This window comes from Taibaiella koreensis (assembly GCF_003545715.1).
Classification (GTDB): domain Bacteria; phylum Bacteroidota; class Bacteroidia; order Chitinophagales; family Chitinophagaceae; genus Taibaiella; species Taibaiella koreensis.
In genome coordinates, this window is record NZ_QVNU01000007.1 from 116,290 (window position 1) to 143,262 (window position 26,973).

Annotated in this window: 22 protein-coding genes and 1 other RNA gene; 9 read left to right on the forward strand and 14 right to left on the reverse strand. The window is 50.9% G+C overall.

The annotated features are described in order from the left end of the window. The first annotated feature begins 2 nt into the window (after positions 1-2). Together DZK30_RS20745 and DZK30_RS20750 are read left to right on the forward strand one after the other, a co-directional pair. Positions 3-779: a Rossmann-like and DUF2520 domain-containing protein gene (locus DZK30_RS20745; RefSeq protein WP_118976109.1), complete on the forward strand. Its 777-nt coding sequence runs from the start codon at positions 3-5 to the stop codon at positions 777-779. A 21-nt stretch (positions 780-800) separates the two neighbouring features. Then, positions 801-1,298 carry a KdsC family phosphatase gene (locus DZK30_RS20750; RefSeq protein WP_118976110.1) on the forward strand — a complete coding sequence of 166 codons (498 nt, stop codon included), beginning with the start codon at positions 801-803 and terminating at the stop codon, positions 1,296-1,298. Positions 1,299-1,509: 211 nt separating this feature from the next. On the opposite strand, the gene DZK30_RS20755 is transcribed toward DZK30_RS20750, so the two are convergent. The 7 genes from DZK30_RS20755 to DZK30_RS20785 form a co-directional block, all read right to left on the reverse strand. Next, a complete protein-coding gene (locus DZK30_RS20755) occupies positions 1,510-2,106 on the reverse strand; it encodes an HPP family protein (protein WP_118976111.1) in 597 nt (198 codons plus the stop codon). A 34-nt stretch (positions 2,107-2,140) separates the two neighbouring features. Beyond that, an RNA gene (rnpB, locus tag DZK30_RS20760) (RNase P RNA component class A) lies at positions 2,141-2,509 on the reverse strand. A 554-nt stretch (positions 2,510-3,063) separates the two neighbouring features. Further along, positions 3,064-4,623, reverse strand: coding sequence for a signal peptidase I (gene lepB / locus DZK30_RS20765; protein ID WP_118976112.1), 1,560 nt, complete (start codon positions 4,621-4,623; stop codon positions 3,064-3,066). Positions 4,624-4,791: 168 nt separating this feature from the next. After that, positions 4,792-5,571 (reverse strand): hypothetical protein, encoded by a 780-nt coding sequence (locus tag DZK30_RS20770; protein WP_162903297.1) that lies wholly within the window; start codon positions 5,569-5,571, stop codon positions 4,792-4,794. 16 nt (positions 5,572-5,587) lie between these two features. Then, complete coding sequence (locus tag DZK30_RS20775; protein WP_118976114.1) at positions 5,588-6,343, reverse strand: hypothetical protein; 756 nt, start codon at positions 6,341-6,343, stop codon at positions 5,588-5,590. A 26-nt stretch (positions 6,344-6,369) separates the two neighbouring features. Next, complete coding sequence (locus DZK30_RS20780; RefSeq protein ID WP_118976115.1) at positions 6,370-6,951, reverse strand: ASCH domain-containing protein; 582 nt, start codon at positions 6,949-6,951, stop codon at positions 6,370-6,372. Between the two features lie 116 nt (positions 6,952-7,067). Further along, positions 7,068-9,857, reverse strand: coding sequence for a 2-oxoglutarate dehydrogenase E1 component (locus tag DZK30_RS20785; RefSeq protein ID WP_118976116.1), 2,790 nt, complete (start codon positions 9,855-9,857; stop codon positions 7,068-7,070). 349 nt (positions 9,858-10,206) lie between these two features. On the opposite strand from DZK30_RS20785, the gene DZK30_RS20790 reads away from it, so the two are divergent. The 7 genes from DZK30_RS20790 (at position 10,207) to rpoN (ending at position 19,846) form a co-directional block, all read left to right on the forward strand. Beyond that, positions 10,207-10,848 (forward strand): porin family protein, encoded by a 642-nt coding sequence (locus DZK30_RS20790; protein ID WP_118976117.1) that lies wholly within the window; start codon positions 10,207-10,209, stop codon positions 10,846-10,848. 126 nt (positions 10,849-10,974) lie between these two features. Then, positions 10,975-11,634 carry a porin family protein gene (locus DZK30_RS20795; RefSeq protein ID WP_162903298.1) on the forward strand — a complete coding sequence of 220 codons (660 nt, stop codon included), beginning with the start codon at positions 10,975-10,977 and terminating at the stop codon, positions 11,632-11,634. 146 nt (positions 11,635-11,780) lie between these two features. Beyond that, entirely contained in the window at positions 11,781-15,260 is a 3,480-nt protein-coding gene (locus DZK30_RS20805) for a hypothetical protein (RefSeq protein WP_162903299.1), read from the forward strand. Between the two features lie 205 nt (positions 15,261-15,465). Beyond that, complete coding sequence (locus tag DZK30_RS20810; protein ID WP_118976121.1) at positions 15,466-16,710, forward strand: dihydroorotase; 1,245 nt, start codon at positions 15,466-15,468, stop codon at positions 16,708-16,710. Between the two features lie 2 nt (positions 16,711-16,712). Further along, positions 16,713-17,240, forward strand: a complete 528-nt coding sequence (locus DZK30_RS20815; RefSeq protein ID WP_118976122.1) for a DUF4199 domain-containing protein — start codon at positions 16,713-16,715, stop codon at positions 17,238-17,240. A 17-nt stretch (positions 17,241-17,257) separates the two neighbouring features. After that, positions 17,258-18,292, forward strand: a complete 1,035-nt coding sequence (locus tag DZK30_RS20820; protein ID WP_240432962.1) for a glycosyltransferase family 2 protein — start codon at positions 17,258-17,260, stop codon at positions 18,290-18,292. Positions 18,293-18,361: 69 nt separating this feature from the next. Further along, a complete protein-coding gene (gene rpoN, locus DZK30_RS20825) occupies positions 18,362-19,846 on the forward strand; it encodes an RNA polymerase factor sigma-54 (protein WP_118976123.1) in 1,485 nt (494 codons plus the stop codon). Positions 19,847-19,921: 75 nt separating this feature from the next. Here rpoN and meaB read toward each other — a convergent pair whose 3' ends face one another. The 7 genes from meaB to DZK30_RS20860 all read right to left on the reverse strand — a co-directional run bounded on the left by meaB (position 19,922) and on the right by DZK30_RS20860 (position 26,968). After that, on the reverse strand, positions 19,922-20,899 hold the full coding sequence (gene meaB, locus DZK30_RS20830; protein WP_205529517.1) for a methylmalonyl Co-A mutase-associated GTPase MeaB: 978 nt from the start codon (positions 20,897-20,899) through the stop codon (positions 19,922-19,924). A 41-nt stretch (positions 20,900-20,940) separates the two neighbouring features. Then, positions 20,941-21,333: an acyl-CoA thioesterase gene (locus DZK30_RS20835; RefSeq protein WP_118976125.1), complete on the reverse strand. Its 393-nt coding sequence runs from the start codon at positions 21,331-21,333 to the stop codon at positions 20,941-20,943. Positions 21,334-21,373: 40 nt separating this feature from the next. Beyond that, the gene (locus DZK30_RS20840) at positions 21,374-22,078 is read right to left on the reverse strand and encodes a hypothetical protein (RefSeq protein WP_162903300.1); all 705 of its coding nucleotides are present in this window, start codon (positions 22,076-22,078) and stop codon (positions 21,374-21,376) included. A 19-nt stretch (positions 22,079-22,097) separates the two neighbouring features. After that, positions 22,098-22,589 carry an IS200/IS605 family transposase gene (gene tnpA / locus DZK30_RS20845; RefSeq protein WP_317125502.1) on the reverse strand — a complete coding sequence of 164 codons (492 nt, stop codon included), beginning with the start codon at positions 22,587-22,589 and terminating at the stop codon, positions 22,098-22,100. A 321-nt stretch (positions 22,590-22,910) separates the two neighbouring features. Beyond that, a complete protein-coding gene (scpA, locus tag DZK30_RS20850; protein ID WP_118976127.1) occupies positions 22,911-25,064 on the reverse strand; it encodes a methylmalonyl-CoA mutase in 2,154 nt (717 codons plus the stop codon). A 17-nt stretch (positions 25,065-25,081) separates the two neighbouring features. Further along, positions 25,082-25,618 (reverse strand): GNAT family N-acetyltransferase, encoded by a 537-nt coding sequence (locus DZK30_RS20855; protein ID WP_118976128.1) that lies wholly within the window; start codon positions 25,616-25,618, stop codon positions 25,082-25,084. Positions 25,619-25,633: 15 nt separating this feature from the next. Beyond that, positions 25,634-26,968, reverse strand: coding sequence for a methylmalonyl-CoA mutase family protein (locus DZK30_RS20860; protein WP_162903301.1), 1,335 nt, complete (start codon positions 26,966-26,968; stop codon positions 25,634-25,636). Positions 26,969-26,973: the final 5 nt, after the last annotated feature.

Sequence of the window (26,973 nt, forward strand, 5' to 3'; positions counted from 1 at the left end):
CCATGCGTATCGTCTTTATCGGTTCCGGCAATGTTGCCCATTTCTTTGCCACCCGCTTGCAAAAAAAAGGGCACGACATTGTCCAGGTCTACAGCCGCAATGCAGATCATGCTGCGGCCCTGGCCCGGCTTTGCGCCATACCCTCTGTAACTACCGAGCTTTCCGGCATTGTTCCCGATGCCGACGTCTATATCCTGGCGATTAAAGACGATGCCTTGCCCGAAGTAGCACAGCAGCTTCGCTTCGACGGAAAAGTGGTGATCCACTGTGCAGGTGCGGTACCGCTCGATACCATCGCCGGCACCGCCGGTGATCTGGCTGTGATCTGGTCGTTGTATTCCATTAAAAAAAGCAACCTGCCGCAAAGCGACGACGTGCCTTTGATCGTTGAGGCCAATACCGGCAGGGCCCTGGAACTGGCCCTCAGCCTGGCCCGCGATATATCCGGCACGGTGCTGGAAACCGACTACGCCCAACGGCAAATGCTGCACCTGAGCGCCGTGTTCGTCAACAATTTTACCAACCACCTGATGGCCATTGCGCAGAAGATTGGCGAAGCGCATCAATTGCCCTTTGCCATCTTGCAGCCGATCATACGGCAAACCCTGGAGCAAACCGCTCATGTGCTCCCGGCCGAAAGCCAGACAGGGCCAGCCGTACGGCACGATAGCGCCACTATAGCCAAGCACCTTTCCCTGCTGGCTGAGCAGCCTGGGTGGCAGCAGGTATATGCCGGTATTACGGCCTCGATACAACAAATGAATCCCCTTCACACCTAACCAGAAGCTCTTTTTTATCCTATGAATGTGCTGGAATTATTTGAACCGATAAAAGTGTTTGTATTTGATATCGATGGCGTGCTTACCGATGGTATGCTGCATGTGCAGGAAGACGGGGAGCTGCTGCGTCGCATGAACATTAAGGATGGCTACGCGCTGCAGCTGGCCATTAAGAAGGGATATAAAGTATGGGTGATCTCGGGGGGAAAGACCCAGGCCGTACGGAACCGGCTCGACAAGTTGGGTGTGACCGAGGTGCATGTGGCCATAGACGATAAGACAAGCCTGCTGCGCCGGCTGATCGAAGCCGGCGGATACCAGGCGGCCGAGCTCCTGTATATGGGCGATGATATGCCCGACAAAGCTTCGATGCTGCTGTGCGGGCTGCGCACCTGCCCGGCCGACGCCGTGAGCGATATCAAGCAGATCGCACATTATATCTCACCCCTGAAAGGTGGCGCCGGCTGTGCGCGCGACGTCATCGAAAAAGTATTAAAGATCAACGGGCATTGGGAATAGAACGGTTGTTTGTGGGCCTCTGCCTGTAGAGACGTCGCATGCAACGGCTCTACAGACAACGGCTACGTAACGTTACAACCACAATTGTACACCGTTGCATGCAACGGAACGTTGTAACCCATACTTGTTAAGACGTTGCATGCAACTAAACGTTGTAATCCATAGTTATTAAGACGTTGCATGCAACGTCTCTACGGAGCAGGATTATTTTTTAACTCCTGTTACGGCTGAGGACACCCCTGATGTAGGAGGTAAAACGGTTGGTAGTAGGATAGCGGCGGTGTGGCGTCATATTGTTAAACACCAATGCCGTAAGCAGCAGAATGCAGGCCCCGCTGAGCACCGGCGATAGTACAAAGAGATAGCCCATAGCCTTTATTTTCGCACCGCTGGATACCGCGATCAGTGCCGTAGCGCCGCCGGGCGGATGTAGCGTCTTGGTCACCTGCATCAATACGATCGAAATAGCCACAGCAAGCGGCGCCGTCAGCCAGATGATATCCGGTAGCAACTGGGCCACGGTAACGCCGGCCAGTGCCGATACCAGATGGCCGCCAATGAGGTTGCGCGGCTGGGCCAGCGGGCTTTGTATGGCGCCGTAGACCAGTACGCTGGAGGCGCCGAAAGAGCCGATAAGAAAAATATTCTCGAGGCGGCTCAATTGCAGGCTTTGCAGGAAGGCGATAATGCCTATACCGGCAAAGGCCCCGACGAACGACCAGAAATGCTCGCGGTAGTCTACCAGCGTTTCCTTATAGATAACATAGCGGGATACCCGCAATCCTCTTTTGATTTTCTTGCCGACCATATGCCGCCTGGCATGGATTGATTTTGATAGAAAAAAAACTACAAACCCTGTAAGCCGGATTTTGTCCGCCGCAAGCGGCGGTGCTGCCATTTATCTGGGTGTTACCTTGCGGCAACACTCTATCTGCCTACCCGCAGGCATCGGACGAGCAGCCCTCAATCGCCTGCCTATTGGGCATTTCATCACGCAAGGCTTGCCCATAATTGCAGTTACCTGCAGCTATCGTGCGCTCTTACCGCACATTTTCACCCTTACCCTTCGTCTTGCGGCGCCGGGCGGTTATTTTCTGTGGCGCTGTCTGTATTTCCCTTGCCGGAAACCCCATCCGTTAGGTGGTGCGTCGCTCTGTGCTGTCCGGACTTTCCTCTACTCCTTGCGGAGCAGCGGCAGCACGGGTTTGTAGCGGCGCAAAGATAGCTTAATTTTTTCGCTGTATTGTTTAATTGCTGGCGCACGTGCCTCGCTATTAAGTTTTCTCGCAGCGGTGCGGCGGGGGAGCGTTTCTTTATAAGCTGGCGCACGCGCCTCGCGTGTGCCCGTTAAGCTCTGTCACAGTGGTGTACAGTGATTTTTTTCACTGAGGCGCAACGGCGCAAAGCAGCAACGAATATATTTGTGCCTCCGTGACCTACGATAAAACACCCAAGATCCTTCTCTTCGCAAGCTTCGATCGGGATGACGGTGTAATGTATTCATTTCTCGCGATGGTATAGCATTTGAGCGGCTCAGCGACAAATGCCTTATAACGCATTGTCACCTTGAGCGTTTCGAAGGCTAAAAGGCAAGCTGTGACTAAAATTTTTGTCCTGCTTCGACTCCACTCAGCAAGACAAGATTTTTAAACCACAGGCACACGCGAGGGCGCGTGCGCCAGCGTGGCTGTTTTTCTTTCTCGCTATTACGCCAACGCTGTAAGGGTGTTCAAAACCCTTACAGCGTTGTCACAAGGAAATTTGGTTATTGCTGCAGCGCGCCCACACCGCGGAACAGGCGCTCCCAGCGGATGCCCTTCTTCGTGGTGTAAGGGCTGGGACCATCTTCGCCATCGCCGCCGTAGCTGAGCCATACGAAGGAGGCTTTGCCCACGATATGATCTTCGGGTACAAAACCCCAGAATCGGGAGTCTTCCGAGTTGTGCCGGTTGTCGCCCATCATCCAGTAGTAATTCATCTTGAAGGTGTATTGCGTCGCCGGCTTCCCATTGAGGTAATAGCGACCGTCGCGCACTTCGAAGCGGTTCTTTTCGTAAGTGCGTATGGCGCGCTCATACAGGGCCAGGGTAGCGGCATTGAGGTCGATGGTCATGCCTTTAGCGGGAATGGTAAGCGGTCCGTAGTTGTCCTGGTTCCAGGGGTAACGATCGCTGTGCTGCGGGAAGGTGGCCCGTCCGCTCCCATCGATATAGCCGCGCGGCTCGGTGAAGACGCTAATGGCGGTCACCTTCGGCAGCTCGGCAATAGCCGCAGCCGTTTCCTGTTCCATTTCCAGCACCATATTGCCGGCGGCATCGGTGCCTTTATACAGGATATGGTTGTCTTCGGTATAGTCGGGCGACAGGTAAAAGCCGCTTTGCACTTGTATTTTATAGTCGATGCGCTGATGCGGAAAAGTATTTCCCTTGGTCCCGTTTACATACAGCGCGCCATCCCTGATCTCTACCCGGTCGCCGGGGAGGCCTACGCAGCGCTTGATAAAGTTTTCCTTCTTATCCACAGGCCGGGTGAGGATCTTTGTACGGGCCCAAACGGCTTCCCTGCCTTCGTTGCGGACGGCAGCATAGTAGTCGCGGCCAGGCGCATCGGCCATAGCAGTATCGTTGTGCGGTACGTTGAACACTACGATATCGTAACGTTTTACCTTACCCAGACCGGGCAGGCGATGATAGTCCCACTGCACCAGGTCGGTATACGACCGGCCACCGGTAATGGGCAGGGTATTGTGTACCAAGGGCACGGCTACCGGGGTCATGGGCAGACGGGCGCCGTAGGCCGACTTGCTCACAAAGAGGTAATCGTTGGTAAGTAAGGTGCCTTCCATAGAACCGGAAGGAATGGTATAGCCCTCGATGAAGAAGGTGCGGATAATGGTAGCCGCTACTACGGCAAAGGCAGCAGCATCGACCCATTCGCGGATGAGCTTACGTGGGCCCTGTACAGGGATCATGCGCGAGGGCGCCTTGTATTGGTCCTTGCGGTTAAAGCCGATATAGATGAAGTACACGAAGGGGGCTACTGCAGTAATGGCTTGCTGGTAGAATTTGGTCTTGCCGAAGCTACGGACAAACTCCAGGTAGATGCCTATAGTAAATATATAGCCCAGGAAAGGGATGAGCTGGGCGGCCATCCACCACTTGGGTCTACGGGTAAGCCGCAGGATATGCCAGGTGTTGAGCACCGGGATAAGGGCCAGCCAGGCCGGTATGCCGGCCTTTTGAAACATCTTGTACAGACCGATCACCGGCAGCACGAAGGCGATAAGGATAAAAACGATACCCAGGGAAAATTGACTCCATTCCATAGCAGGGAAAATTTTAGGTTGATAATGTATCGGGCCTAAAATTAACGTCCGCTGCCAGGGATTGGCCTGTGTTAACGGTGTTCTTCGGTAAAAAATAGGTGAATGGACGAGTGCAGAAGGTAAAGAGGTCGCCGGTACCCGGGATCAATGTCTTTGCCACACCGGCGATCAATCGGGTAATCGCAGCTGATCCAGGTGCGCTTGCACAAATGCATACAGCTTATCCATCAGCATTTCCCTGCTGGCCTGGAAAAAGCGGCGGGCAGCCTGGTAGTCCTTGTCTTTATTCAGCGCTTTGTAGAAAGCAGGCCCGTGATGGATCGCTTCATGTTCCCTGTAGATATCGCGGGCCATGCGCAGCGCGGCGGCCAGGTCGGGCATTTTGAGCAATTGTATCTGCGCCGCGGCCATATCCAGGTTATACAGCAGCGCCTGTTCCAATCCTTCGGAGTCTTCAAAGGTCAGCCATTCGGTGAGTGCCAGCACGCACTGTGATGGCCCATCCAACGACTGCAGAGCTTCCGTGGTGAGCCAGGGATGCTCATAAAGGCCTACGGATTTCCAGTCACGCTCCAGGTGTGCTGTTGTTTCGACAAGGCGGCCGATCTGCTCCAGGGCTTCTTTCTTATTGTTGCGGTACTTATGAAGAATATAGACGGGCTTTGGTTGCCGCACGCCGTCGACCAGCTGAAAATCGTCCAGCATCTGGTCTATGGCCCTGCCAGCATCGTATTTATATTCTTCCAGGTAGGGCAAAACCTTTTCAGACGGTAGCTTTACAAAATTAGTTGTGATGTGCAGCATGCGTTCCTTGAATACTGCGGCTGCCCGTTCCATATCGCCTTCTGTCTGGCTCAGCAGGTCCAGTCCTTCCTGGGTGCTCATGCACAGCTGTTCCCGCAGCCGTTTTACTTTCTGTAAATATTCCTTCTTCTTTCCTCGTTCCATAAACTCCTCTGTTTTTCTAGGGGAATTGGTCTATGTGCTGCTCAATATAGTGATATAAAGTGGTAATGATAACCGAACGGTGCTCTTCGAAATGTGATTCGGCATGCCGGAACCATTCGTCTGCCTCTTGTGCGCGGCTGCGTGCCATGTGAGCATCAATATTGTCGTCCGGATACTGCCTTGCCATTTCTTCTGCTATAGCTGTAGCCAGGAGCAGCGCTGCAGCGCTGGACGCCATCCCCAGCACACGCAGTGCCGCTGCAAACAATGTCGTGACGTGATGGATGGCGGATGCAAATGCTTCCGAATCGTAATACTCCAGCCAATCTGCCACGACCACCACAGAGCGCTGCACCGGCGGCAGGCTACCCACCTCGCTACCGGTAAGCCAATAATGTTGCGGCCTTATGATGCCTGCCTCCTTTTCCACCATACCGGCTATCCATTGTATCGCCTGCTCTTTGTGGTGTTGCAGGCGTTTCAGCTGGTATGCCGACCGGGAATGCCGTACTTTTCCGATCAGCAGGAAATCTTCTTCAAGAAATGGAATGGCTTTGCTGACATCGAACCGGAAACGCTGCAGATAGGGTAGCACTTCGGCTTCGGAAAGACCTGTTAGAGCAACGGCTTGTTCCACGTATTCTTCTTTCAGCAAAGCGGCTACCTGTTGCAGATCACCGCCGGTTTGCGCCAGCAGTTGCAGGCCCCGGGTAAGACCCACCGGCACTTCTGCTCTCAGTATACCCAGCTGTTCCAGATAATCTTTGTTCATGGTTTGCGTGGTGCTGCCGCGATTAATTATTTGCCCATCCGCTCCAGGAGCTCTTTTCCCAGGGGAGAGAGCTCATACCCGGTTTCGTGGCTGATGGTGAGGCCCAGGTTTTTCAGCTTGCGTATGTTCAACTTCAGCCATTCTTTAGTCTTACCGGTTTTTAATGCCAGGTCGCCGGCCCTAAGGCGGGGATTATCCCTGATGACTTCCAGTACTGTTTGGGTCCAGTCGCCTTCTTTACTATAGCGATCCAGACGCTCCAGGCGCTCCGCTATGTCGTCGTAGGCTGTAGTATCCAGGCCTGTCTGTTCCCGTAAGGCAATGCGGGGATCTTCACCCTGGTACCGGACGCCAATCCGGTACAGCTTGCCTTTGCCATATTGATCCAGCGTTGCTCTCAAGGCCTCGAGGTCATCAAAGCCTGCCTGGCGGGCATCTGCTTCGCTAAGCTGCTGTGACGCCATGGTTTCCACGCTGGTGATGGCTACCTGGCCTACCGCCGTGTGGACCAGGCTGCCGGCGTTGACTGCTGGCTTTACCCAATTGCGAAAAGCCAGCGTAATGGTTCCTGCTTTAATGCCTTCGAGGTGCTTTTGCTTGAATAACATAGGTTCGTTTTTCGCTGCACCTCAAAGTTATTCGTTTTATGCATAGACTGGAACGGGTATAGAAACGGGCCGTTGTTTGTCAACGGCCCGTCTTATACATCAAATGATATTCCTGCTTAAATAGAAAACGCCTCGTTCACCAGCATAGCCTGCTCCTGTACATGCTTGCGGGCAAAGCCGGTAGCGGTGGCGGCGCTGGCCTGACGGGTAAGGTAGCCGATATTGATATTTTCCAGGTTCATCTTCAGGAAAGAAGCGGCGCCCATATTGCGGGGCTCTTCCTGCACCCACAGCCATTGTGCTGTCTTGTATTTTTCATAGAGCGCATTCAATTGCTGCTGGGGCAGGGGGAACAGCTGTTCCAGCCTGATGATGGCAATATCTTCGCGGTTATCGTTCAACTGCTTTTCACTCAGATCAAAATAGATCTTACCACTACACAATAACACACGTTTCACTTTGGAAACATCTTTTACATTGGGATCGTCGATCACCTCGCGGAAGCCGCCTTGCGTAAACTCAGACACTTCGGAGTAGGAGCGTACATGGCGCAGGTTGGCTTTGGGCGCAAAGTTGATCATCGGTATACGGAACGGCAGCGTGAGCTGGCGGCGCAAGGCGTGGAAGAAATTGGCCGCAGTGGTGATGTTTGTAATGAACACATTGTTCTCCGCCGCCTGCTGCAGGAAGCGTTCCAGGCGGGCGCTGGAGTGATCGGGGCCGCCACCTTCGTAACCATGGGGCAGCAGCATTACCAGGCCGTTCTGTGTGGTCCATTTCTGCTCGGCGCTGGTCACGTATTGGTCGATCACGATCTGTGCGCCGTTCATGAAGTCGCCGTACTGGGCTTCCCACAGCACGAGGTTGTTGGGATTGGCCATGCCGTAGCCGTATTCGAAGCCAAGCACCGCATATTCGCTCAGCAGGGAATTGTAGATGTAGAACCGGCCCTGGTCTTCGGTAAAATGGTTCAGCCTGCTGTATTCCTTATTGGTATTTTCGTCCATGATGCAGGCGTGACGGTGGGAGAAGGTACCCCGTTTCACGTCTTCGCCGCTCAGGCGCACGTCATGTCCTTTCACCAGCAAGCTGGCGTAAGCAAGCAATTCGCCGGTAGCCCAGTCGATCTTGTTTTCCGTTTCCAGCAGCTTACCCTTATCGGTCAGTAGCTTTTCTACCTTACGCAACGGCTTGAAGTTCTCTGGGAAGGCCATCAGCTTGGCAAACAGCTCCCGTACTTCTGCTTCGGAAATACCGGTATCAGGCGATTTTACAAAATCCTCGTTTTTGGATTTGCGCAGCTCCTGCCATTTCTTTTCCGGCTCCTGGTAAGTATAAGGGATCGGTTTTTGCTTGATCTCGTCGAGGCGTGCCTGCAGCTCATTCCAAAACTTCTGCTCCATTTCCTTGGCCATTTCCTTGGCTTCGGGCTCGCCGTTGTCCAGCAGGTACTGGGTATATACTTCGCGCGGATTGGGATGCTTTTCGATTAATGCATACAAGCCTGGTTGGGTAAACTTAGGCTCATCGCCTTCGTTGTGGCCATACTTGCGGTAGCACACCATATCGATAAAAATATCTTCGTTGAATTCCTGGCGGTAGTTGATCGCAAAAATAGCCGCCTTAACCACGGCTTCAGGATCGTCGCCATTGACATGCAATACTGGCGCATGCACCATAGCAGCCAGGCTGGTACAGTAGTCGGCCGAGCGGGCATCGTCGAAGTCGGTAGTAAAGCCGATCTGGTTATTGATCACGAAGTGAACAGTGCCGCCTACTTCGTAGCCTTTCAGCTTGCTCATCTGCAGCAGCTCATAAATAACGCCCTGTCCGGCAACGGCTGCATCGCCATGGATCAGGATAGGCAATATCTTATCGTAGTCGCTGCCATACAAGGCATCGGCTTTGGCACGGGAGAAGCCGGCCACTATGGGATCGACTACTTCCAGATGTGAAGGATTGGGCAACAGTTGCACGTTCACCGTCTTGGCCGAAGGCGTTTGTATATTGCTGCGGAAACCCAGGTGATACTTCACATCACCACTGCCCATGGTCATATCCGTGGGCATATTGCCTTCAAATTCGGAGAAGATCTGGTCGTAGGTCTTCCGCATGATATTGGTGAGCACATTGAGGCGGCCACGATGCGCCATGCCGATCACCACTTCCTGTACGCCGCCATCGGCAGCAGTATTGATCATAGCGTCAAGCGCCGGTATCATGCTTTCGCCGCCTTCGAGGCCAAATCGCTTCTGGCCGATGAATTTGGTGTTGAGGAATTTTTCAAAAATGACGCCGTAGTTCAGCTTTTCCAGTATCCGTTTTTGCTCAGGCAGCGTGAATTTCTGCTGCATCAGCTCTTCGAAGCGGTTCTGCACCCATATATGTGCCTCCATACGGTTCATATAGGTGTACTGGATGCCGATATTGCCGGCATATATCTTCCTCAGCTTGGCATAAATATCTTTCAGCTTAGCCTTACCCAGTCCAATGAAATCACCGGCATAGAATTCGGTTTCCATATCAGCATCGCCAAGGCCAAACTCGTCAAGCTCGAGATGCGGCTGGCGGTCAACACGGGGACGAATAGGATTGGTAGTGGCAATCAGGTGGGCTCTTTTGCGATAAGCGCGGATCAGTTCAAACACCCCAAATTCCTTGCGCAGATCGGCTGGCGCGGCTATGGTCGATCCGAAGGCAACATTGGCAGCGGTAGCCTCGCTCCCGGCGCTGCTTACCGTGGCCTTGGCATGGCCGTTCCCATTCGCTTTGGTAATCGCAAAATCGAAACCTTCGAAGAACTTCTTCAGCTCGGGATCAACGGTCTGGGGATTTTGGAGATAGTCGTTGTAGATCGACTCGATATAAGCCGGATGGGAATTGGTAATGTACGAAAAGTCTTCCATTTCGTTTAAAAAGAGAACTTATTATGATTAATGAATGCAATGAATATCATTCTTTCCAGGCAAAAACGGTTATTCCTGCCATAAAAGCCACCAAAGTTACTACAATTGGTAGCATATACCCAACCAAAAATTAATTTTGGAGTTATAGCATCTTTTTCTGAATCTATTAAGAAATCGTCGTAGGGGTAAGCGAAAAATGGCTTGTCTTGCTAGCGAATAAGTTGCCGGGATGCTAATGTTGGCCTGCTTTTGCTGCTTTGGCATGGTTTTTGGTCTTCCAAGAGCAGGCAGAGCAACCAGTAACGTAAAATGTATTGTTAAACCTGCAAACAACTAAAACAACACGATTATGAAAAAAGGAATCATTCTCGCCGCTATGGCCGTAGCAGCCACACAATTTGCGCATGCGCAGTTAAGCATTAACCCCGAAGCGGGTATTAATATCGCCAATATGAGTCAGAAAGTGGCCGGCAATAAGATCACTAACGACTCCAGGATAGGCTTCAAAGTAGGCGCCATGGTAGATATAGGCGTGGTAAAAGGGTTTTATATTCAACCTGGTGTGCTTTATTCCGTAAAGGGATTCCAAAACTCGGAAACGGTATTGGGAACAACCATAAAGAGCAAAACCTCGCTCAACTACCTGGAAGTACCCCTGAATTTTGCTTACCGTTACGACTTTGATAAGGCCGGTGCCGTATTTGCTGCAGTAGGCCCTTATATCGGTATCGGTCTGAACGGGAAAGACAAGGTCGAAGGTGGTCCACTTGCCGGTGAAACCGATATCAAATTCGGAGGCGATGCCGACCAGCTGAAAAAGATCGATTATGGTGCCAATTTCAGTGTCGGCTATATTTCTCCCATCGGGATCTATGTACGGGCACAATACGGCATGGGCCTGGCCAACCTGTCCAATGTGGACAACGTCAAAATTAAAAACAAGGTATGGGGCTTCTCTCTTGGCTATACCTTCCAGCTGAACGAAAGATAATTTCCTTCCGTTATGTGTAACAACGAAGACCGCGTCGCAGCGGTCTTCGTTTTTTATTGCAGTCCGGTCCGTTGCCATTTTTTGACTTACTTTCGCGGCCATATACCACTAACCAATTTTGCCTATATGAAGAAACTGATGCTCACGCTTGCAGCGGCTGTAGCCTTGAGTCAGGCACATGCCCAAATCACCATTGCACCCGAAGCCGGCCTTAACCTGGCCAATGCTTCCATTTCCAGCCCGGTAGGTAGCCCCGGTACCAGCATGCGACCCGGTCTGAAGGCCGGCGCCGTAGTAGAAATACCCGTGATCAAGGGTTTTTTTATTCAACCGGGTATTTTTTATGCTATGAAAGGTCTCAAAAGCGAGGCCTCGGGTAGCGTGATCGGTTTTCCGGTAGCAATCAAGCAAAAAATAGCGCTGAATTATATCGAGGTGCCCCTAAACCTGGGTTATCGTTATTATGCGGGCAATGCCGGCAGCCTTTTTGTCACGGCAGGACCTTACCTGGGTTATGCGCTTTCGGGTAAAAGTAAAGTTGAAGGCAATGTAGCTGGTTCGGGTGTCGACAGAGAGGAGGACATTGATTTTGGCTCTAAAGACACCGAAATGAAGGCGCTGGACTTCGGTCTTAATTTCAGCGCCGGCTACCAGCTGCCTATCGGCTTGTATGCCCGCATCCAGTACGGCTTTGGCCTTACTAACCTGTATAATGCCTCCGGTACCAGCTATAAGAATAATGTTCTGTCCATTACTCTGGGCTACGCTTTTACGCTTGGGAAATAATCCCGGGTATACCGAAAACATGTTAAAGCGCTGTCCTTATCCCATGGGCAGCGCTTTTCCCTTGCCCTGTACCGAAATATTTTCCTACTTTTCGCGTTGTATTTGCGGCGCATTTGTACTTAAAGTCTATATATCGGATCCTGGCTGTGTTTCTCATCTTTTGCCTGCCCTGCACATTACGGGCCCAGGTGCGGGATACCATGGCGCTGCGTTCCAACTGGCGCAGTAAAACAGTAATACTCGTATCACGGGATACGCTGCATATCGACAGCTTTTCGATAGATCGCAGCAGCTTTCGCATTGAGGGCGTTCCCGATTCTGCATTTATACTCTATCCCGAACATGCTTTCTTGGTGTGGAAACATAAACCGGCGGGAAATTCGCTGAGGTTGCGCTACCGTACGCTGCCCTTCCTGTTTACCAGCAAAAGGACCCATAAAAATGCGGGCATCATTGAAACCAATGTTCCCTTCTCGCCCTTTAGCTATTCACTGAGCGATACGGCGATGAATGGCTTCGTCGACTTCAACAGCATCGAATATAATGGTACTTATGGACGTAGCCTCACTATAGGCAATAGTCAGGATGTGTCGCTCAATTCCAGCTTTAACCTGCAGCTCAACGGCTACATCCTCGATAGTGTCCGCATTGAAGCTGCAATAACGGATAATAACATACCAGTCCAGCCCGACGGCAATACCCAGCAACTACAGGAATTTGACAGGCTCTATATCACCTTTGAAAAAGGAAAACACAAGCTTACCGCCGGCGACTACAACCTGGAACGTCCCAATAGCTATTTTATCAATTTTACCAAAAGAGTGCAGGGACTTATGTACCAGGCAGAGCTGCCCTCCAACAGCAAGGTGAAAAATAAAGTGGGTATCAGCGGCTCTATTGCCAAAGGGCAATTTGCACGCAATATTTTTCAAGGTATCGAAGGTAACCAGGGACCTTACAAGCTTACGGGAAACAATGGCGAACAGTTCTTCATTGTGCTGGCCGGTACCGAAAAGGTCTATATCGACGGTATACTGATGGAGCGGGGAGAGGACCGTGACTATGTGATCAATTACAATACCGGCGAGATCACCTTCATGCCACGGCAGCTCATTACCAAAGACAAAAGGATACAGTTTGAATTTGAATACCAGGACCGGAATTATCTCAATACATTGATTTATGCCTATGATGAACTGCAGGTGGGGAAAAAATGGAACTTCCGATTAAATGCCTATTCCAACCAGGACGCCAAGAACCAGCCCTACACTCAGAACCTCACCGGGGAGCAGAAGCGATTTCTCGAAGGGATCGGCGACGATATAGACCAGGCTTTTTTCCGGGTGATCAATACCGATACATTTGCCGCTAATAAGATCCTTTATAAAATGGTGGATACCGTAGTGAATGGTATCACATTTGACAGTGTATTCGTATACTCTACCAATAAGGATAGCGCGCGGTATTCGCTGGGGTTTTCGTACGTGGGGGAAAACAAAGGCAATTATATTATTGCGGGGACCAACACCAATGGCCGTTCCTATAGCTGGATCGCACCGGCAAACGGACAGCCTCAGGGCAATTATGAGCCGGTGGTGCTGCTGATCACGCCCAAAAAACAGCAATTGTTTACGCTGGGTTCTACTTACCAGATCGATTCGTTCAAGCGGATCAGCGTGGAGCTGGGGGCCAGCAACTATGCGCCCAACCTGTTCTCCTCGCGTGATAAAGATGAGCATTGGGGATTTTCAGGACGGGGTATCTACGATGAGGTGCGGTTTATGGGTAAAAAAGACAGCCTGGGTCGTAAACCTGTGAGCTGGAAGAACCAGCTGAGCTACGAATTTGTCCAGAGCCGTTTCCGCGCTATCGCACCCTACCGGAATGTGGAATTCTCGAGGGACTGGAACATCCCGCTGGATGCCGAGCCTGAGGATGAGCATCTCATAGGATACAATACTGAATTGAAGAAGAATGCGCTGGGGGGTATCCTGTATAACCTAACCTGGTATCAGCGTGGGACCGATTACAAAGCTAATCGCAATGTTATTACCCTCAATTATGATCGCAAGCAGGTGAGGGGTAATATCACCATCAACCTGATGCAATCGAGCAGCCCACTGCAGAAGACGTTATACTTCAGACCGTCGGGTTACCTGGAGCGTACCTTTAATAGCCTCGGCGGCATTACCCTGGGGGCGCGCTACCAGAAGGAGCATGACGAGATACGCTATACGCCCACAGATACCTTAATGCCTTCTGCTTTTGCTTTTGATATATTCAATGTTTACCTGAGGAGTAAAGAAGAACGCAAAACCCGGCTGGAGCTCAATTATACCCTTCGAAAGGATAAAGCAGTAGTGAATAACGGATTTGCCGAGCAGAATGAGGGCCATACAGTGGATGCGAAGCTGGGGCTGTACCATTGGGCCAATCACCAGATCACCTTTACCGGCGCCTATCGTAAGCTGTTTATTCGTATCCCGTCGCCCACCGCCCAGGAGCAGGGCGAAAATGTGCTGGGCCGTGTCGAATACAATGGCAATATCGGCAAAGGCTTCCTGGTGCCTTCCCTTTTGTACGAAGTGGGTTCCGGCCAGGAGCAGAAACGTATCTATACTTATGTGGAAGTGCCGGCCGGACAGGGTGTCTATATGTGGAACGATTACAACAAAGATGGTGTACAGCAAACCAATGAATTTGAGCTGGCGCTTTATCCCGATCAGAAAAAATACATACGGCTAATCACGCCTACCAACGAATATGCCAAGGTGAACTATGTGCTGCTGAATCATTCGCTGCAGCTAAACCCCGAGAATATATGGGCGGGTAAGGATAAAAAGAAAGGCTGGCAACGCCTGATCAGCCGCTTTTCGGATCAGCTATCGGTGCAGATCAACAACCGGGTGCTGGCGTCGGCGGGTTTTTCCGCTTTCAATCCTTTTGCCGGAAACGTACAGGACACCAATATCATTGCCAACCTCACTTCCATCAGCAATACATTCTTCTACAACCGAAGCAGTGCCGTATGGGGAGGCGAATACACGACGACCTACAACGCCGGCAAAACCCTGCTGACCTATGGCTTGGAAGGCAACAACCTGTTACGGCACGCTGCAAAGCTGCGGTGGACTTTTTTACGATCGCTTACCGGTAACCTTGCCGCACAAACGGGTGAGAAGAGCTACCGGTCTTCACTGGACGATGGCCGCAGCTACCTGGTACCACAAAATAGTATTGAGCCTTCGCTTACCTGGATCATGAAGTCGAGCTTCAGGCTTACCGGGGGCTACAAGTACGACGAACGCCGCAACCGGCCGGTCTATGGCGGCGAACAGGCCCTGATACAATCGGCTAACCTCGACGCCCGCCTGACGAGCAAGACCCTGGGAACGTTACAGGCGAGGGGCACCTATGCCAATATCAGCTATACCGGCGCACCCAATACCTCTTTATCGTTTGTGATGCTCGATGCCCTGCAGAATGGCAGCAATTGGCTTTGGTATCTGAATTGGGAGCGCAGGTTAAGCAAGGGGATCGAGCTGTCGCTGGAATATGAAGGGCGTAAACCCGGAGACAACCCGGTAGTGCATACCGGGCGAATGAGCATAAGGGCAATCCTGTAAACAAGTAATTCCGTTATCCGGGTCAGGAACGGTTAAAAATCATGGTGATGGGTCTACAGTTGCGGTCAAAACAGTACACCTTCCCAACAGGGAGCGGTTATTGGTAGCATAAAAGACGGAACAGGGCCTGCAAAAGGTTGGCGCCCGCCGAAAAAAATAAATAGCGCTTTCTGGCGGCTGCTTTTTTTCTATTTTTGCGCTTCATATGTCTCTTTTAATTAGAAATGTTTATATATCCGACCCGCTCTCGGAGCATAACGGCCGGAAGACTGATATCCTGATCCGTAACGGATCTATTGTTTCCATAGGAGAAGGGCTTGAAGAAAAAGCAGATACGGTGCTGGAAGGCGCACAACTGCATGCCAGCCCGGGATGGGTAGATGTGCTGGCCGACTATTGCGATCCCGGCTATGAGCACAGGGAGTCGGTCGATAGCGGCTTGAGGGCTGCTGCTGCCGGCGGTTTTACCGATGTGATGGTAGTACCCAATACCCAGCCGGCGATCGCAACCAAATCCGTATTGGAATATGTGCAAGGCAAAGGCGCCGGTCACGCGACAAAGCTCCATGTTATAGGGGCAATATCGCGTAACCTGGAGGGTAAAGATCTGGCCGAAATGATGGATATGCATCATTCCGGGGCAGTGGCTTTCAGCGACGGCTGGCAGGCATTGCAGCATGCCGGCCTTATGCTTAAGGCGATGGAATATGTAAAGGCATTTGACGGGATACTGGTTCAGCTGCCGATTTATGCTTCTCTGGCCCAGGGCGGATTGATGAACGAGGGCGAGACCTCTTTGCGGCTGGGGATGAGTGGTATCCCCAACATTGCAGAGAGCCTGCTGGTGCAGCGGGATATTGAACTGTTGCGTTACACAGGCTCCCGTATCCATTTTTCCGGTATCAGCACGCCGGAATCCCTATCGCTCATCCGGGCCGCTAAGCAGGAGGGGCTGGATGTAACCTGCTCGGTAACGCCTTACCATCTTTATTTTACCGAAGAGGCCTTGCAGCAATATGACAGTGTATACAAGGTTGAGCCGCCGCTGAGGACGGAGGCAGACCGCCTGGCCCTGGTAGCGGCCTTGTCTGATGGTACTATAGATTGTATCGCCACACACCATCGCCCACAGGATTGGGATGGCAAGGTAAAGGAATTTGAATATGCGCAGCCGGGAATGATAGGCCAGGAAACCTGCTTTGCCATGTTGCGTGCTGCCGCCCCCGATCTGCCGGTGTCGCGCTGGGTGGAGTTGCTTTCTGTCAATCCCCGGAAAATATTCGGACTGCCCCAGGCTACTATCGCAGAAGGTGCGGCGGCTACGCTAACGCTTTTTGATCCTGAAGCGACCTGGGTTTATGAGGTTGCCGGTAAACATTCCCTGGGCATTAATTCGCCCTGGATCGGAAAGACATTAACCGGAAAAATTTACAGCATAGAAAAGGCATAAGCATGGACCAATCCTCAAAATCGAAAACAGGTCTGGTTTTCGGCCTGTTGACCGGCATTGTTTACATGCTGATCATTGCCGCAAGGTATCTTTTCTTTGGTCATACAACTACGGAGTTTACCATGAGCTCTGTAATAGGATACCTGATCATTGTGGTCTTGTTTGGCGCAGCAGGTATGTATCGCAGGAAGCAGTTGGGCGGTGTTGCCGAGCTGAGAGATATCTTCGGGACGTTATTTATTGTCATTCTGATCACCGAGCTTTGTTTTACGGTATTTAACTATATCTATCTGTGGTATATCGATCCGGGTTTCCTGGACCGGTTTGCGCAGTCTACCCTGAATCAGATGCGAGGCGCCCATGTTCCGGAAGCTAAGCTGAAGGAATTTGAATTGACCATGGCTGCGCAAAAAGACACCAATTTTGGCGCTATATTGTTCGGCTTTGCGCGGTCGGTTGTTTTCGACAGCCTTGTTGGACTTATCATTGCTTATGCGTTAAAAAGGAAAGACGGTACGCGTGCCGTTTGATTATAAAAAAAGTCCTGATGGACGAAAAGAGAATTGCCTTGAATCCTGAACATATGCCTGTAACCGATGCGCTGACGGCGCCCGCTGCCGGGAGCCACCGCCCCGACACGCCTTGCCTGTCGGTGGTTATTCCATTATTGAACGAAGAGGAGTCTTTGCCCGAGCTTACGGAATGGATCGTGAGGGTGACCCGGGAGCATCAGCTAAGCTATGAGGTCATCTTCGTCGACGATGGCAGTACCGACGGCAGCTGGAACGTGATTAGAGCGCTGGCCAGTACCAATCCCAATATTAAGGGCATTAAATTTCAACGTAACTATGGCAAGAGCGCTGCCTTAAATGAAGCTTTCAAAGCAGCAAAAGGAAGTGTAGTGATTACAATGGATGCGGATCTGCAGGATAGCCCTGACGAGATACCGGAGCTGTATCGTATGATTATCGAAGATGGATATGATCTGGTGAGCGGCTGGAAAAAGAAACGCTACGACAATACTTTTACTAAGAACTTGCCCTCTAAGCTTTACAACTCAGTGACCCGCCGCATGAGCGGCATTAAGCTGCACGATATGAACTGCGGCCTGAAGGCCTATCGGAAAAACGTGATCAAGAGTATAGAAGTGTATAGCGAGATGCACCGGTATATTCCTGTGCTGGCCAAGTGGGCCGGTTACCGGAAGATTGGTGAAAAGGTAGTAGAGCATCGCGCCCGCAAATTTGGCGTATCTAAATTTGGGATGATACGGTTCGTAAATGGCCCACTGGATTTGGCCAGCATCATGTTTGTAGGCCGTTATGGGAAGAAGCCCATGCAGTTTTTTGGTCTCATGGGCTTGCTGCTTTTTTTCATTGGCTTTACATCAGCTGGATACATGATCATTGCACGGCTGATCTTTGATAATTATTGGCTTACCAGTAGACCCCCTTTTTTCATCGCGTTGATCAGTATCGTGCTGGGAACGATGTTCTTTCTTGTTGGATTCCTTGGAGAGCTTATTGTAAGAAATGCCCCGGAACGCAACCACTACCTCATTGAAGAAAAGCTGAAGGTATAAGCGAACAGAAGGCGGCAAAATAGCTGTCTTCTGCTTTCTATGAATTACCTTCGTATGGAATTTAGCCACATGCTCAGACAGACCCAGCAACAAAAACTAGCGCAGAAACTTTCTCCTCAGCAGATCCAATTGATGAAGCTATTACAGGTTCCTACGGCTAACCTGGAAGAGCGTATCAAGGATGAGCTGGAGAGTAATCCTGCACTGGATGTGGGCTCCGACAATGAGCATGATCCCTACGGACTTAACGAGCAGGAAAATGGCCAGGAGACAAAAGGTGATGATGAGCATGACTCCGAAAGCAGCGAAGAATTTGAAAGCATTGATGTAAGCGATTATCTCCGCGATGAAAATGATGTGCAGGGCGACTATCACCTTAACGAGGGGCATGAAGACGACGACGAGCCCAAGTCTATGCCGATAAGAGTTGAAACAACGTTTACCGATTATCTCAATAACCAACTGGGCATGCTGGAGCTCGACGAGCGCCGGCAGGAGATCGCCGAACAGATCATAGGCAGCATCGACGACGACGGCTATTTGCGGCGTGATGCGATGTCTATTGCCGACGATCTTGCTTTCAACCGGAATATTGCCACCGATGAAGACGAGGTAAGCGGCCTTGTTAAGCTGATCCAGGATTTCGATCCGCCGGGTATTGCTGCCCAGGATCTTAGAGAATGTCTTCTGTTGCAGCTTCAACGATTGAAGGAACAGACCGCTGCCGTAAAAACGGCTACGGTAGTGCTTTCCGATTTCTTTGATGAATTTACGCGTAAGCATTATGAGAAGATCAAACAACGGCTTAAGATCAACGAGGAACAATTCAGAGATGCTATCAGTGTTGTCCTGAAGCTGACACCCAAGCCCGGAAGCGCTTTCTCGTCTTCTGATAAAGTGGGCGGCTATATCATTCCCGATTTTTTTGTCTTCAATAATAATGGAACGCTTGAGCTCACGCTGAATGCCCGGAATGCGCCAGAGCTGCGCATTTCAGAGGGTTACCGGGAAATGCTGAAGACCTACGACGCCGGGCAAAAAAAGAACAAAAGTCAAAGAGAGGCCTTGGTCTTCATCAAGCAAAAGATCGATGCGGCAAAATGGTTCATCGATGCCATCAAGCAAAGACAACACACCCTGCTGGTAACCATGAATGCGATCATGGAATATCAAAAGGAATTCTTCCTTTCGGGCGACGAAGGATCGTTACGGCCCATGATTCTTAAAGATATCGCCGATCAGATCAATATGGACATCTCGACGGTATCGCGTGTGGCGAACAGTAAATATGTCCAGACGGAATATGGGACTTTCGTGCTGAAGTTCTTTTTCTCTGAAGCGATCGTGAATGATAGCGGCGAAGAGGTATCGACCCGCGAGGTAAAACGCATACTGTCTGAACTGATCGAAGAAGAGGACAAGCAGAAACCTATTTCAGATGAACGCCTGATGGAGCTGCTGGCCGAAAAAGGCTACAACGTGGCCCGTCGTACGGTAGCCAAATACAGGGAGCAACTGGATATTCCTGTAGCCCGGCTGCGCAAACAAGCCTAGCGGCAAAGTGGAAAGCTACTTCTTTCGCATAACCTGTCTTCCTTTATGATGTCGGTGTAACCTTATTTAAGTAGGCTATAGTTGTTGTATGATCCTGTCGACAGCCGAATAAGGGCTTAGCCTGCCGTTGCGTATCTCCTGTTCCAGCAGCTGCACTTCCTCTTTAAGTCCTGGCTTTGAATACAATATTTGTTGCAGCTGCTCGCCCAGCAGCCGCCGGAAGGCAAACCGGTTCTGCTCACTTCGATTCTGTTCCAGGTAACCGTTGGCCTGCTGATGCGCCATATATCGTTCGATCATCGCCTGTACCTCCGCGATGCCGGTTTGGTCATATGCCGAACATACTTTTACTTCCGGTATCCAGCCGGAAGGGTGGGGTGGAAGAAAATGCAGGGCTCGGGCATACTCGCTGCGCGCTGCTTTGGCTTTTTCTTTATTCTCTCCATCGGCTTTGGTGATTACCAGGCCATCGGCCATCTCCATAATGCCTCTTTTGATCCCTTGCAGCTCGTCGCCGGCGCCAGCCAGCATCAGCAGCAGGAAGAAGTCGGTGATATGGCTTACTTCAGTCTCACTTTGTCCTACACCTACCGTTTCAATAATGATGGTATCAAAGCCGGCTGCTTCACATAGCAGGGTCGCCTCCCGGGTTTTGTAAGTAAGGCCGCCGAGACTGCCGCTGGCTGCCGAAGGTCGTATAAAAGCATGCGGATGCACCGAAAGCTGCCCCATGCGCGTCTTGTCGCCCAGGATGCTGCCCTTGCTGATACTGCTGGAAGGGTCGATGGCCAGCACGGCTACCTTTTTCCCGCTTTCGATCAGCTGCATGCCAAACGCTTCGATAAAGGTGCTTTTTCCTACTCCGGGCACACCGGTAATGCCTATCCGTACCGATTTGCCGGTATCGGGCAAAATGGCATCGATCAATCGTGCTGCTTGTCGCTGGTGATCGGGCCGGCGCGACTCAATGAGGGTAATGGCACGGCTGAGCAGAGCGATATTGCCCTGCTGCAGGCCTTCCCGGTATTGTTCTATGCTGATAGTAGAAGCCAAATGGAGCAATTGAAAAAGTAAAGGCCAATGATGGGCGTATATCAGTCTTCCCTTAGCCGTTCGTCGGTATAAGTAATCTCGGTCCTGCCGTGTGGTGTGGGTGCACCGTCTTCATCCACGCTTACAAAAACCATTTTATCAATAGTAAGGATCATCTTTTGCGTGATCTTGTTCCGTACCTGGCAGGTCAGCGTAAGCGAGGTGCGGCCAAACTGTATTGCCTTAATGCCCAGCTCTACGATATCGCCTTGCCGGGCAGAGCTGATAAAGTTGATCTCCGACATGAATTTGGTCACGCAACGGTTGGTGCCCAATTGTACGATGGTGTATATAGCCGCTTCCTCGTCGAGCCAGCGCAACAGGCTGCCACCGAACAAAGTATTATTCGCGTTCAGGTCTTCGGGCTTGATCAGCTTACGGGTATAGAAGTTCATAGCTATCTGTTTTAAGCTAAATTGGTACTTTTTTGTCAGCTCAATTCTGTTTGCTGTATATCGTGTCTTTATAAAATATTCTTGGTTCTTCTGAAACGTATGTTACTTCGTCATTTACCGGTATCAGCCGGTCAGGCCTGATGAGTAAGACCTCAAGTCCCCTTTGTGCAATGTCTTTATTTATATAGTCAAAGATCAAAGGTGGGATATGGAGGTGATAGGTAAGCTCAATGCCTGTTTTAAAATCAGATTGCAGGTCCGCTTCAATTCCCATAAGCTTTAAGCTCGTTATACTGATCTTTTGCACTTCAAGATTAGTTGCTGTCAAAGCGTTAAGCGTGCTGTCGTAGCTAAAACCGTAGCGCCTCCCCTTATCTCTGAAAAAATGCGCCTTAAAGCGCCGGCTTATATTTTGACCGTTCTGGTCTATAAATCTAAGTACAATCTGGTTACTACCAATTTTACGTAGAGAATCTATTGTTACTATACGCAACGAAGTGTCAATAAGGCCATGTTCCAGAAGAAGCGAGTCGGCCCTTATTTTATAACGTCCGTAATGTGTATGCCCCGGGCCCTCGCAGCCTTGATTGCTGCTGAACAAGCTATCGTTCATAAAGTGTAGTACCGTGGAGCACAGGCCTCCCATCTGGCAATAGGTGTAGAACGTGCCGGATAGCTTTCGCTGTCCGGATGTTTTGTTATAGCCGGCTATCCATAACAGCGTAAGAAGCAGAAAATATTTCACAGCTTAGCAGGATTAGTCATTAAACAAGGTCCTTGAAAATATACCGTTCATCATATTCGATCCCGAATTTCTCGAGTAAGCTCTTGTATTCGTCTTTGAAACTCACTTTCTGGTGATGTTCCTTTTGCTGGTCTATATAATCAATAACATTAACGATGTGCGATTGGGAATAGCTAAATGCACCGTAACCTTCCTGCCAGTTGAAGCCTGTTGCTGTAAATTGATTCGCATTGATCCATTCGGAAGAGTCGCTCTTGACAATGCGCATCAGATCGGAAATCGATTGGGATGGATTCAGACCTACAAACAAATGGAGATGGTCTGGCATATTATTTATAGCGAGCATTTTGTGTTTATGATTTTGTACAATACCAGTGATATAGCGGCGTAATTGTTCTTCCCATACGTTGTGGATCATCGCTCTCCTGTATTTCACCGCAAAAACAAATTGGACGTACAACTGGGTATAGGTATTGGACATTATCCTGATAATTTTGGATGATATAAACATTTTTGCTCCTACGGAGCAAGACCATAGCTGCTTTGTTTATTCTACAGACATTTTGCTCCTACGGAGCAAGACCATAGCTGCTTTGTTTATTCTACAGACATTTTGCTCCTACGGAGCAAGACCATGGTTGCTTTGTTTGTTCTACATACATTTTGCTCCTACGGAGCGAGATCATTGCTATTGTTTTTCTACAGCCGTTTTGCTCCTACGGAGCAAGATTGTTGTCATTGTTGTTGTTCCGGCCCCGTAGGGGCCTAAACGTCTGTAGATATATTTGAATGCATTCAACATGGCCCCGTAGGGGTCAAATGGCTGTACCCATTAACCTTTTATCGTCTCGATCAATTTCTTCAACACCTCGATGGCGCTCCTGGCTATGATCGTCCCAGGGCCAAAAACAAAGGACACGCCGGCTTTAAACAGGAAGTCATAATCCTGCTGCGGGATAACGCCGCCTGCTACGACCATAATATCATCGCGGCCATATTTTTTCAGCTCCCCGATCACCTGTGGCACCAATGTCTTGTGTCCGGCAGCCAGGCTTGACACACCCAGGATATGGACATCATTTTCCACGGCCTGTTTTGCCGCTTCCGCCGGTGTCTGGAACAAAGGCCCGATGTCTACGTCAAAACCAAGGTCGGCGAAGCTGGTGGCGATCACCTTAGCGCCGCGATCGTGCCCATCCTGGCCCATTTTCGCGATCATGATCCTCGGCCGGCGGCCTTCGAGCTCAGCAAAAGCATCAGCCAGCTTACGGGCTTCTTCAAAATGTTTGTCCATAGCAATCTCTTTGGAATATACCCCGGCGATGGACCGTATGCGGGCCTGGTAGCGGCCGAATACTTTTTCCAGCGCAAAAGAAATCTCTCCCAGGGTTGCCCTCAGCCTGGCCGCATCGATGGCTAGCGCCAGCAGATTTCCTTCCCCGCTCGTTGCAGCGGCGGTAAGCGCTTCGAGCGCCTGTTGTACGGCGCCGTTGTCCCGGCTTTCTTTCAACTGACGCAAACGGGCCAGCTGCTGTTCCCTTACCCTGGCATTATCGACATCCAATATCTCGATATTGCTGGGCTCATCGGTAAGATAATTGTTTACACCTACGATCACATCCTTACCGCTGTCGATCCTTGCCTGCTTCCGGGCCGCTGCTTCCTCGATGCGCATTTTGGGTACGCCCGTTTCGATCGCTTTTGCCATGCCGCCCAGGCGCTCCACTTCTTCGATCAAGGTCCATGCTTTCTCTGCAATGTCTTTGGTCAGGGATTCTACATAATAGGAGCCGCCCCAGGGATCGACGGTACGGCAGATATCTGTTTCTTGTTGCAAAATGATCTGTGTATTGCGGGCTATGCGTGCGCTGAAGTCCGTAGGCAGGGCAATTGCTTCGTCCAGGGCATTGGTGTGAAGGCTCTGCGTATGTCCCATAGCGGCAGCCAGGGCTTCTATTGCGGTGCGGGTCACGTTGTTGAAAGGATCTTGTTCTGTAAGGCTCCAGCCGCTGGTTTGGCAGTGTGTGCGTAGGGCCATGCTCTTCTCCTTTTGCGGGTTGAACTGCTTGACCAGCTTGGCCCAGAGCATGCGTGCCGCCCGCATTTTGGCAATCTCCATAAAGTGGTTCATGCCTATAGCCCAGAAGAACGACAGCCGGGGTGCAAAGTCGTCGATAAGCAGGCCGGCTTTGATCCCTGTTCTGATATATTCGAGGCCATCGGCCAAGGTATAAGCCAGCTCGATATCGGCCGTGGCGCCGGCCTCCTGCATATGGTAGCCGCTGATCGATATGGAATTAAACTTGGGCATATGCTTCGAGGTAAACTCGAAAATGTCGGCGATGATCTTCATCGAAGCTTCCGGTGGATAAACATAGGTATTGCGTACCATGAATTCCTTAAGAATATCGTTCTGTATGGTGCCGCTAAGCTTGTCCATGCTCACGCCCTGCTCTTCTGCTGCCACTATATAGAAGGCCAGCACCGGCAGCACTGCACCGTTCATGGTCATCGATACGCTCATTTCATCGAGAGGGATCTGGTCGAAGAGTATCTTCATGTCCAGGATCGAATCAATAGCGACACCGGCCTTGCCCACATCGCCTACCACCCGTTCGTGATCGCTGTCGTAGCCGCGGTGCGTAGCCAGGTCAAAGGCTACCGACAAGCCTTTCTGGCCGGCTGCCAGGTTGCGCCTGTAAAAGGCATTGCTTTCCTCGGCTGTGCTGAACCCAGCATACTGCCTTATGGTCCAGGGATTCTTAACATACATACTGCTATAGGGGCCACGCAGGAAGGGTGCAATGCCCGCAGCGAACCCCAGGTGTGCGGCGTCTTCAATGTCTTTGGCGTTATAGCGGGGCTTAACGGCAATGCCTTCGGCGGTATGCCAAACCTCCGGTTCCGCTTGCAAGCCCTGGTCCGGACTCTTGTCATTGACGGGAGCGCCATTTGTATAGGCTATCCCGGAAAAATCTTTACGCATGTATCTTTCTTCAAAAATTAAAGTACAAATTCTTCACGCAGCAAACCAAAGACCCGGGAGTCCTCGATCACGCCGTTTTTACGGTAATGTCCCCGCAAAAGCCCTTCCGGCTTAAATCCCAGGCTGGCCACCAGCTTTTGCGATGGCACGTTATCTGGTGCGATAAAGGCTTCGATCCGGTTGAGGTCCATAACCTCAAAGCCATAACGGACTACCGGTAATATCGCTTCTTTCATATAACCTTTGTTCTTGTCCTCTTCCCTGCGTATACCGTAGCCGATCTCAGCCCGGGCATGCAGTATATACCAGGTATGAAAACCGCAGTCGCCAATGATCAGACCACTGGCTTTTTCAATCAGATGAAAGTAAACAAAATCAGTACGGAAGGTGGTCAGGCCGCCGTTATATTTGGCTTTATCTTCCAGGTATTGCACCTCCGTGTCGAAGCCCAGATAGGTCATGGCCTCGGCAGGAGAGCGATGCTCATATAGCTCGCGGTAATCGGCTATTGTCGATTTTCTCAGCAGGAGTCTTGCGGTTTCTATCGTTTCCATGTTTGCCTTGCCCGGTTAAAGAATATGCTCCGAAAGGATCAGCGGCTTCAGACCCTTGCCGCCGGTAGCCGTCGGGGATACGGGCCGGGGCATATCATTTGGGTTGGGAAATTTGTTCACACCAATCAATACATTTGTACCTTCCCGGTAAGACCGGATCAGGGCTTCACACTGCTCTGCGATCTTTGTTCCCACCGATCCCGTTTCGAAAGCCGCGATCAGCCCGCCCTGCGCTTCAATCTCTTTGAATTGCTCCCAGGCCTGGGCCGCGATTTCATCAGTAAGCGTTTCCAGGTAATAGGAGCCGGCCGCAATGTCGGCAACCTTGTCAAGGTAGCTTTCCTCTTTAAAGATCAGCTGCTGGTTGCGGCTCATCCTAAGACCCAGCGTCCCGGCGCTGCCCTTTGTTTCATCGAAAGAATGGATGTATAAGCTATTGCAGCCGCCCAATACGGCAGCCATACCGGCAATGCTGTCCCGCAGCAGATTGCTGTGACTGTCAAATGGCGACCGGTATATGTTGCTGGTTTCGGCATGCAGGTGCACCTGCGGCGAGACATTATATTGGCCGAGAAGCAAGCCCAACAGCTTGCGGAAAGCCCGCAGCTTGGCGATCTGTTCAAAGAAAGCGGTATCTGTGGCCAGTACTATATGTATCCTATCTAAATTACCCAGGTCTTGCTGTGCATCCAGCCGGTCCAGGTATTCATTTACCTGGGCCAGGGCACAGGCCAGCTCGTAAGTCGTATTGGCGCCGGCGTTTTGATACAGCGTGGCATCCACGCACAGTGTTTGCTTATACGGTAAGGTTCGCCGCAATTGGTTAAAGGCCAGCATATCTTCTTCCCGGCCCTTGTACCAGGCGCCTTCCCGGAGATAATGATGCAATACATCAAATGAAATGAAGCAGTCGGGCGTATTGCCTGTCCAGCCTTGCCGGTCCAGGTAGGCTTGCAGCGCAGTGGCGAAAGGAAGGGACTCCTGGTTCAGGTAGAAGCAGGTATAGATATAGGGTAAGCCTATCTCGTGAAGCAGTACTGCCGCGTCCACATTCTTTTCCAGCACGAAGCAGATACCAGAGGCGCCTTTATTCAATTCATCAAGCGCTTGCCGGTTGGCCGTTACCGCATCGGTTACCATTACCCGCGCGCAAATGCTCCACCCCGGCAGGGTATTCAGCGCCTGCGGTACGGAGGTGAGGTCTTCCCCGGTATAAAAAGGGTGAATGGTAAGGCCGTTGCGATCGGTCCGTGACAATTGATCGAAAGTAATGCCTTTGAGATCCTTTTCCAGTCTGGTTTTCCATTCAGCTGCTGTAGCGGGATGGAATTCCTTGAATAATGTTTCCATTGAAT

Coding starts and splice junctions, on each gene's coding strand:
- tnpA (WP_317125502.1), bottom strand. CDS start 22,589: ATGTTTATATCATCCAAAATTATCAGGATAATGTCCAATACCTATACC.
- DZK30_RS20790 (WP_118976117.1), top strand. CDS start 10,207: ATGAAAAAAGGAATCATTCTCGCCGCTATGGCCGTAGCAGCCACACAA.
- DZK30_RS20750 (WP_118976110.1), top strand. CDS start 801: ATGAATGTGCTGGAATTATTTGAACCGATAAAAGTGTTTGTATTTGAT.
- DZK30_RS20810 (WP_118976121.1), top strand. CDS start 15,466: ATGTCTCTTTTAATTAGAAATGTTTATATATCCGACCCGCTCTCGGAG.
- DZK30_RS20860 (WP_162903301.1), bottom strand. CDS start 26,968: ATGGAAACATTATTCAAGGAATTCCATCCCGCTACAGCAGCTGAATGG.
- DZK30_RS20835 (WP_118976125.1), bottom strand. CDS start 21,333: ATGAACTTCTATACCCGTAAGCTGATCAAGCCCGAAGACCTGAACGCG.
- scpA (WP_118976127.1), bottom strand. CDS start 25,064: ATGCGTAAAGATTTTTCCGGGATAGCCTATACAAATGGCGCTCCCGTC.
- DZK30_RS20780 (WP_118976115.1), bottom strand. CDS start 6,951: ATGTTATTCAAGCAAAAGCACCTCGAAGGCATTAAAGCAGGAACCATT.
- DZK30_RS20770 (WP_162903297.1), bottom strand. CDS start 5,571: ATGGAACGAGGAAAGAAGAAGGAATATTTACAGAAAGTAAAACGGCTG.
- DZK30_RS20820 (WP_240432962.1), top strand. CDS start 17,258: ATGGACGAAAAGAGAATTGCCTTGAATCCTGAACATATGCCTGTAACC.
- DZK30_RS20745 (WP_118976109.1), top strand. CDS start 3: ATGCGTATCGTCTTTATCGGTTCCGGCAATGTTGCCCATTTCTTTGCC.
- DZK30_RS20785 (WP_118976116.1), bottom strand. CDS start 9,857: ATGGAAGACTTTTCGTACATTACCAATTCCCATCCGGCTTATATCGAG.
- lepB (WP_118976112.1), bottom strand. CDS start 4,623: ATGGAATGGAGTCAATTTTCCCTGGGTATCGTTTTTATCCTTATCGCC.
- rpoN (WP_118976123.1), top strand. CDS start 18,362: ATGCTCAGACAGACCCAGCAACAAAAACTAGCGCAGAAACTTTCTCCT.
- DZK30_RS20855 (WP_118976128.1), bottom strand. CDS start 25,618: ATGGAAACGATAGAAACCGCAAGACTCCTGCTGAGAAAATCGACAATA.
- DZK30_RS20815 (WP_118976122.1), top strand. CDS start 16,713: ATGGACCAATCCTCAAAATCGAAAACAGGTCTGGTTTTCGGCCTGTTG.
- DZK30_RS20795 (WP_162903298.1), top strand. CDS start 10,975: ATGAAGAAACTGATGCTCACGCTTGCAGCGGCTGTAGCCTTGAGTCAG.
- DZK30_RS20755 (WP_118976111.1), bottom strand. CDS start 2,106: ATGGTCGGCAAGAAAATCAAAAGAGGATTGCGGGTATCCCGCTATGTT.
- DZK30_RS20775 (WP_118976114.1), bottom strand. CDS start 6,343: ATGAACAAAGATTATCTGGAACAGCTGGGTATACTGAGAGCAGAAGTG.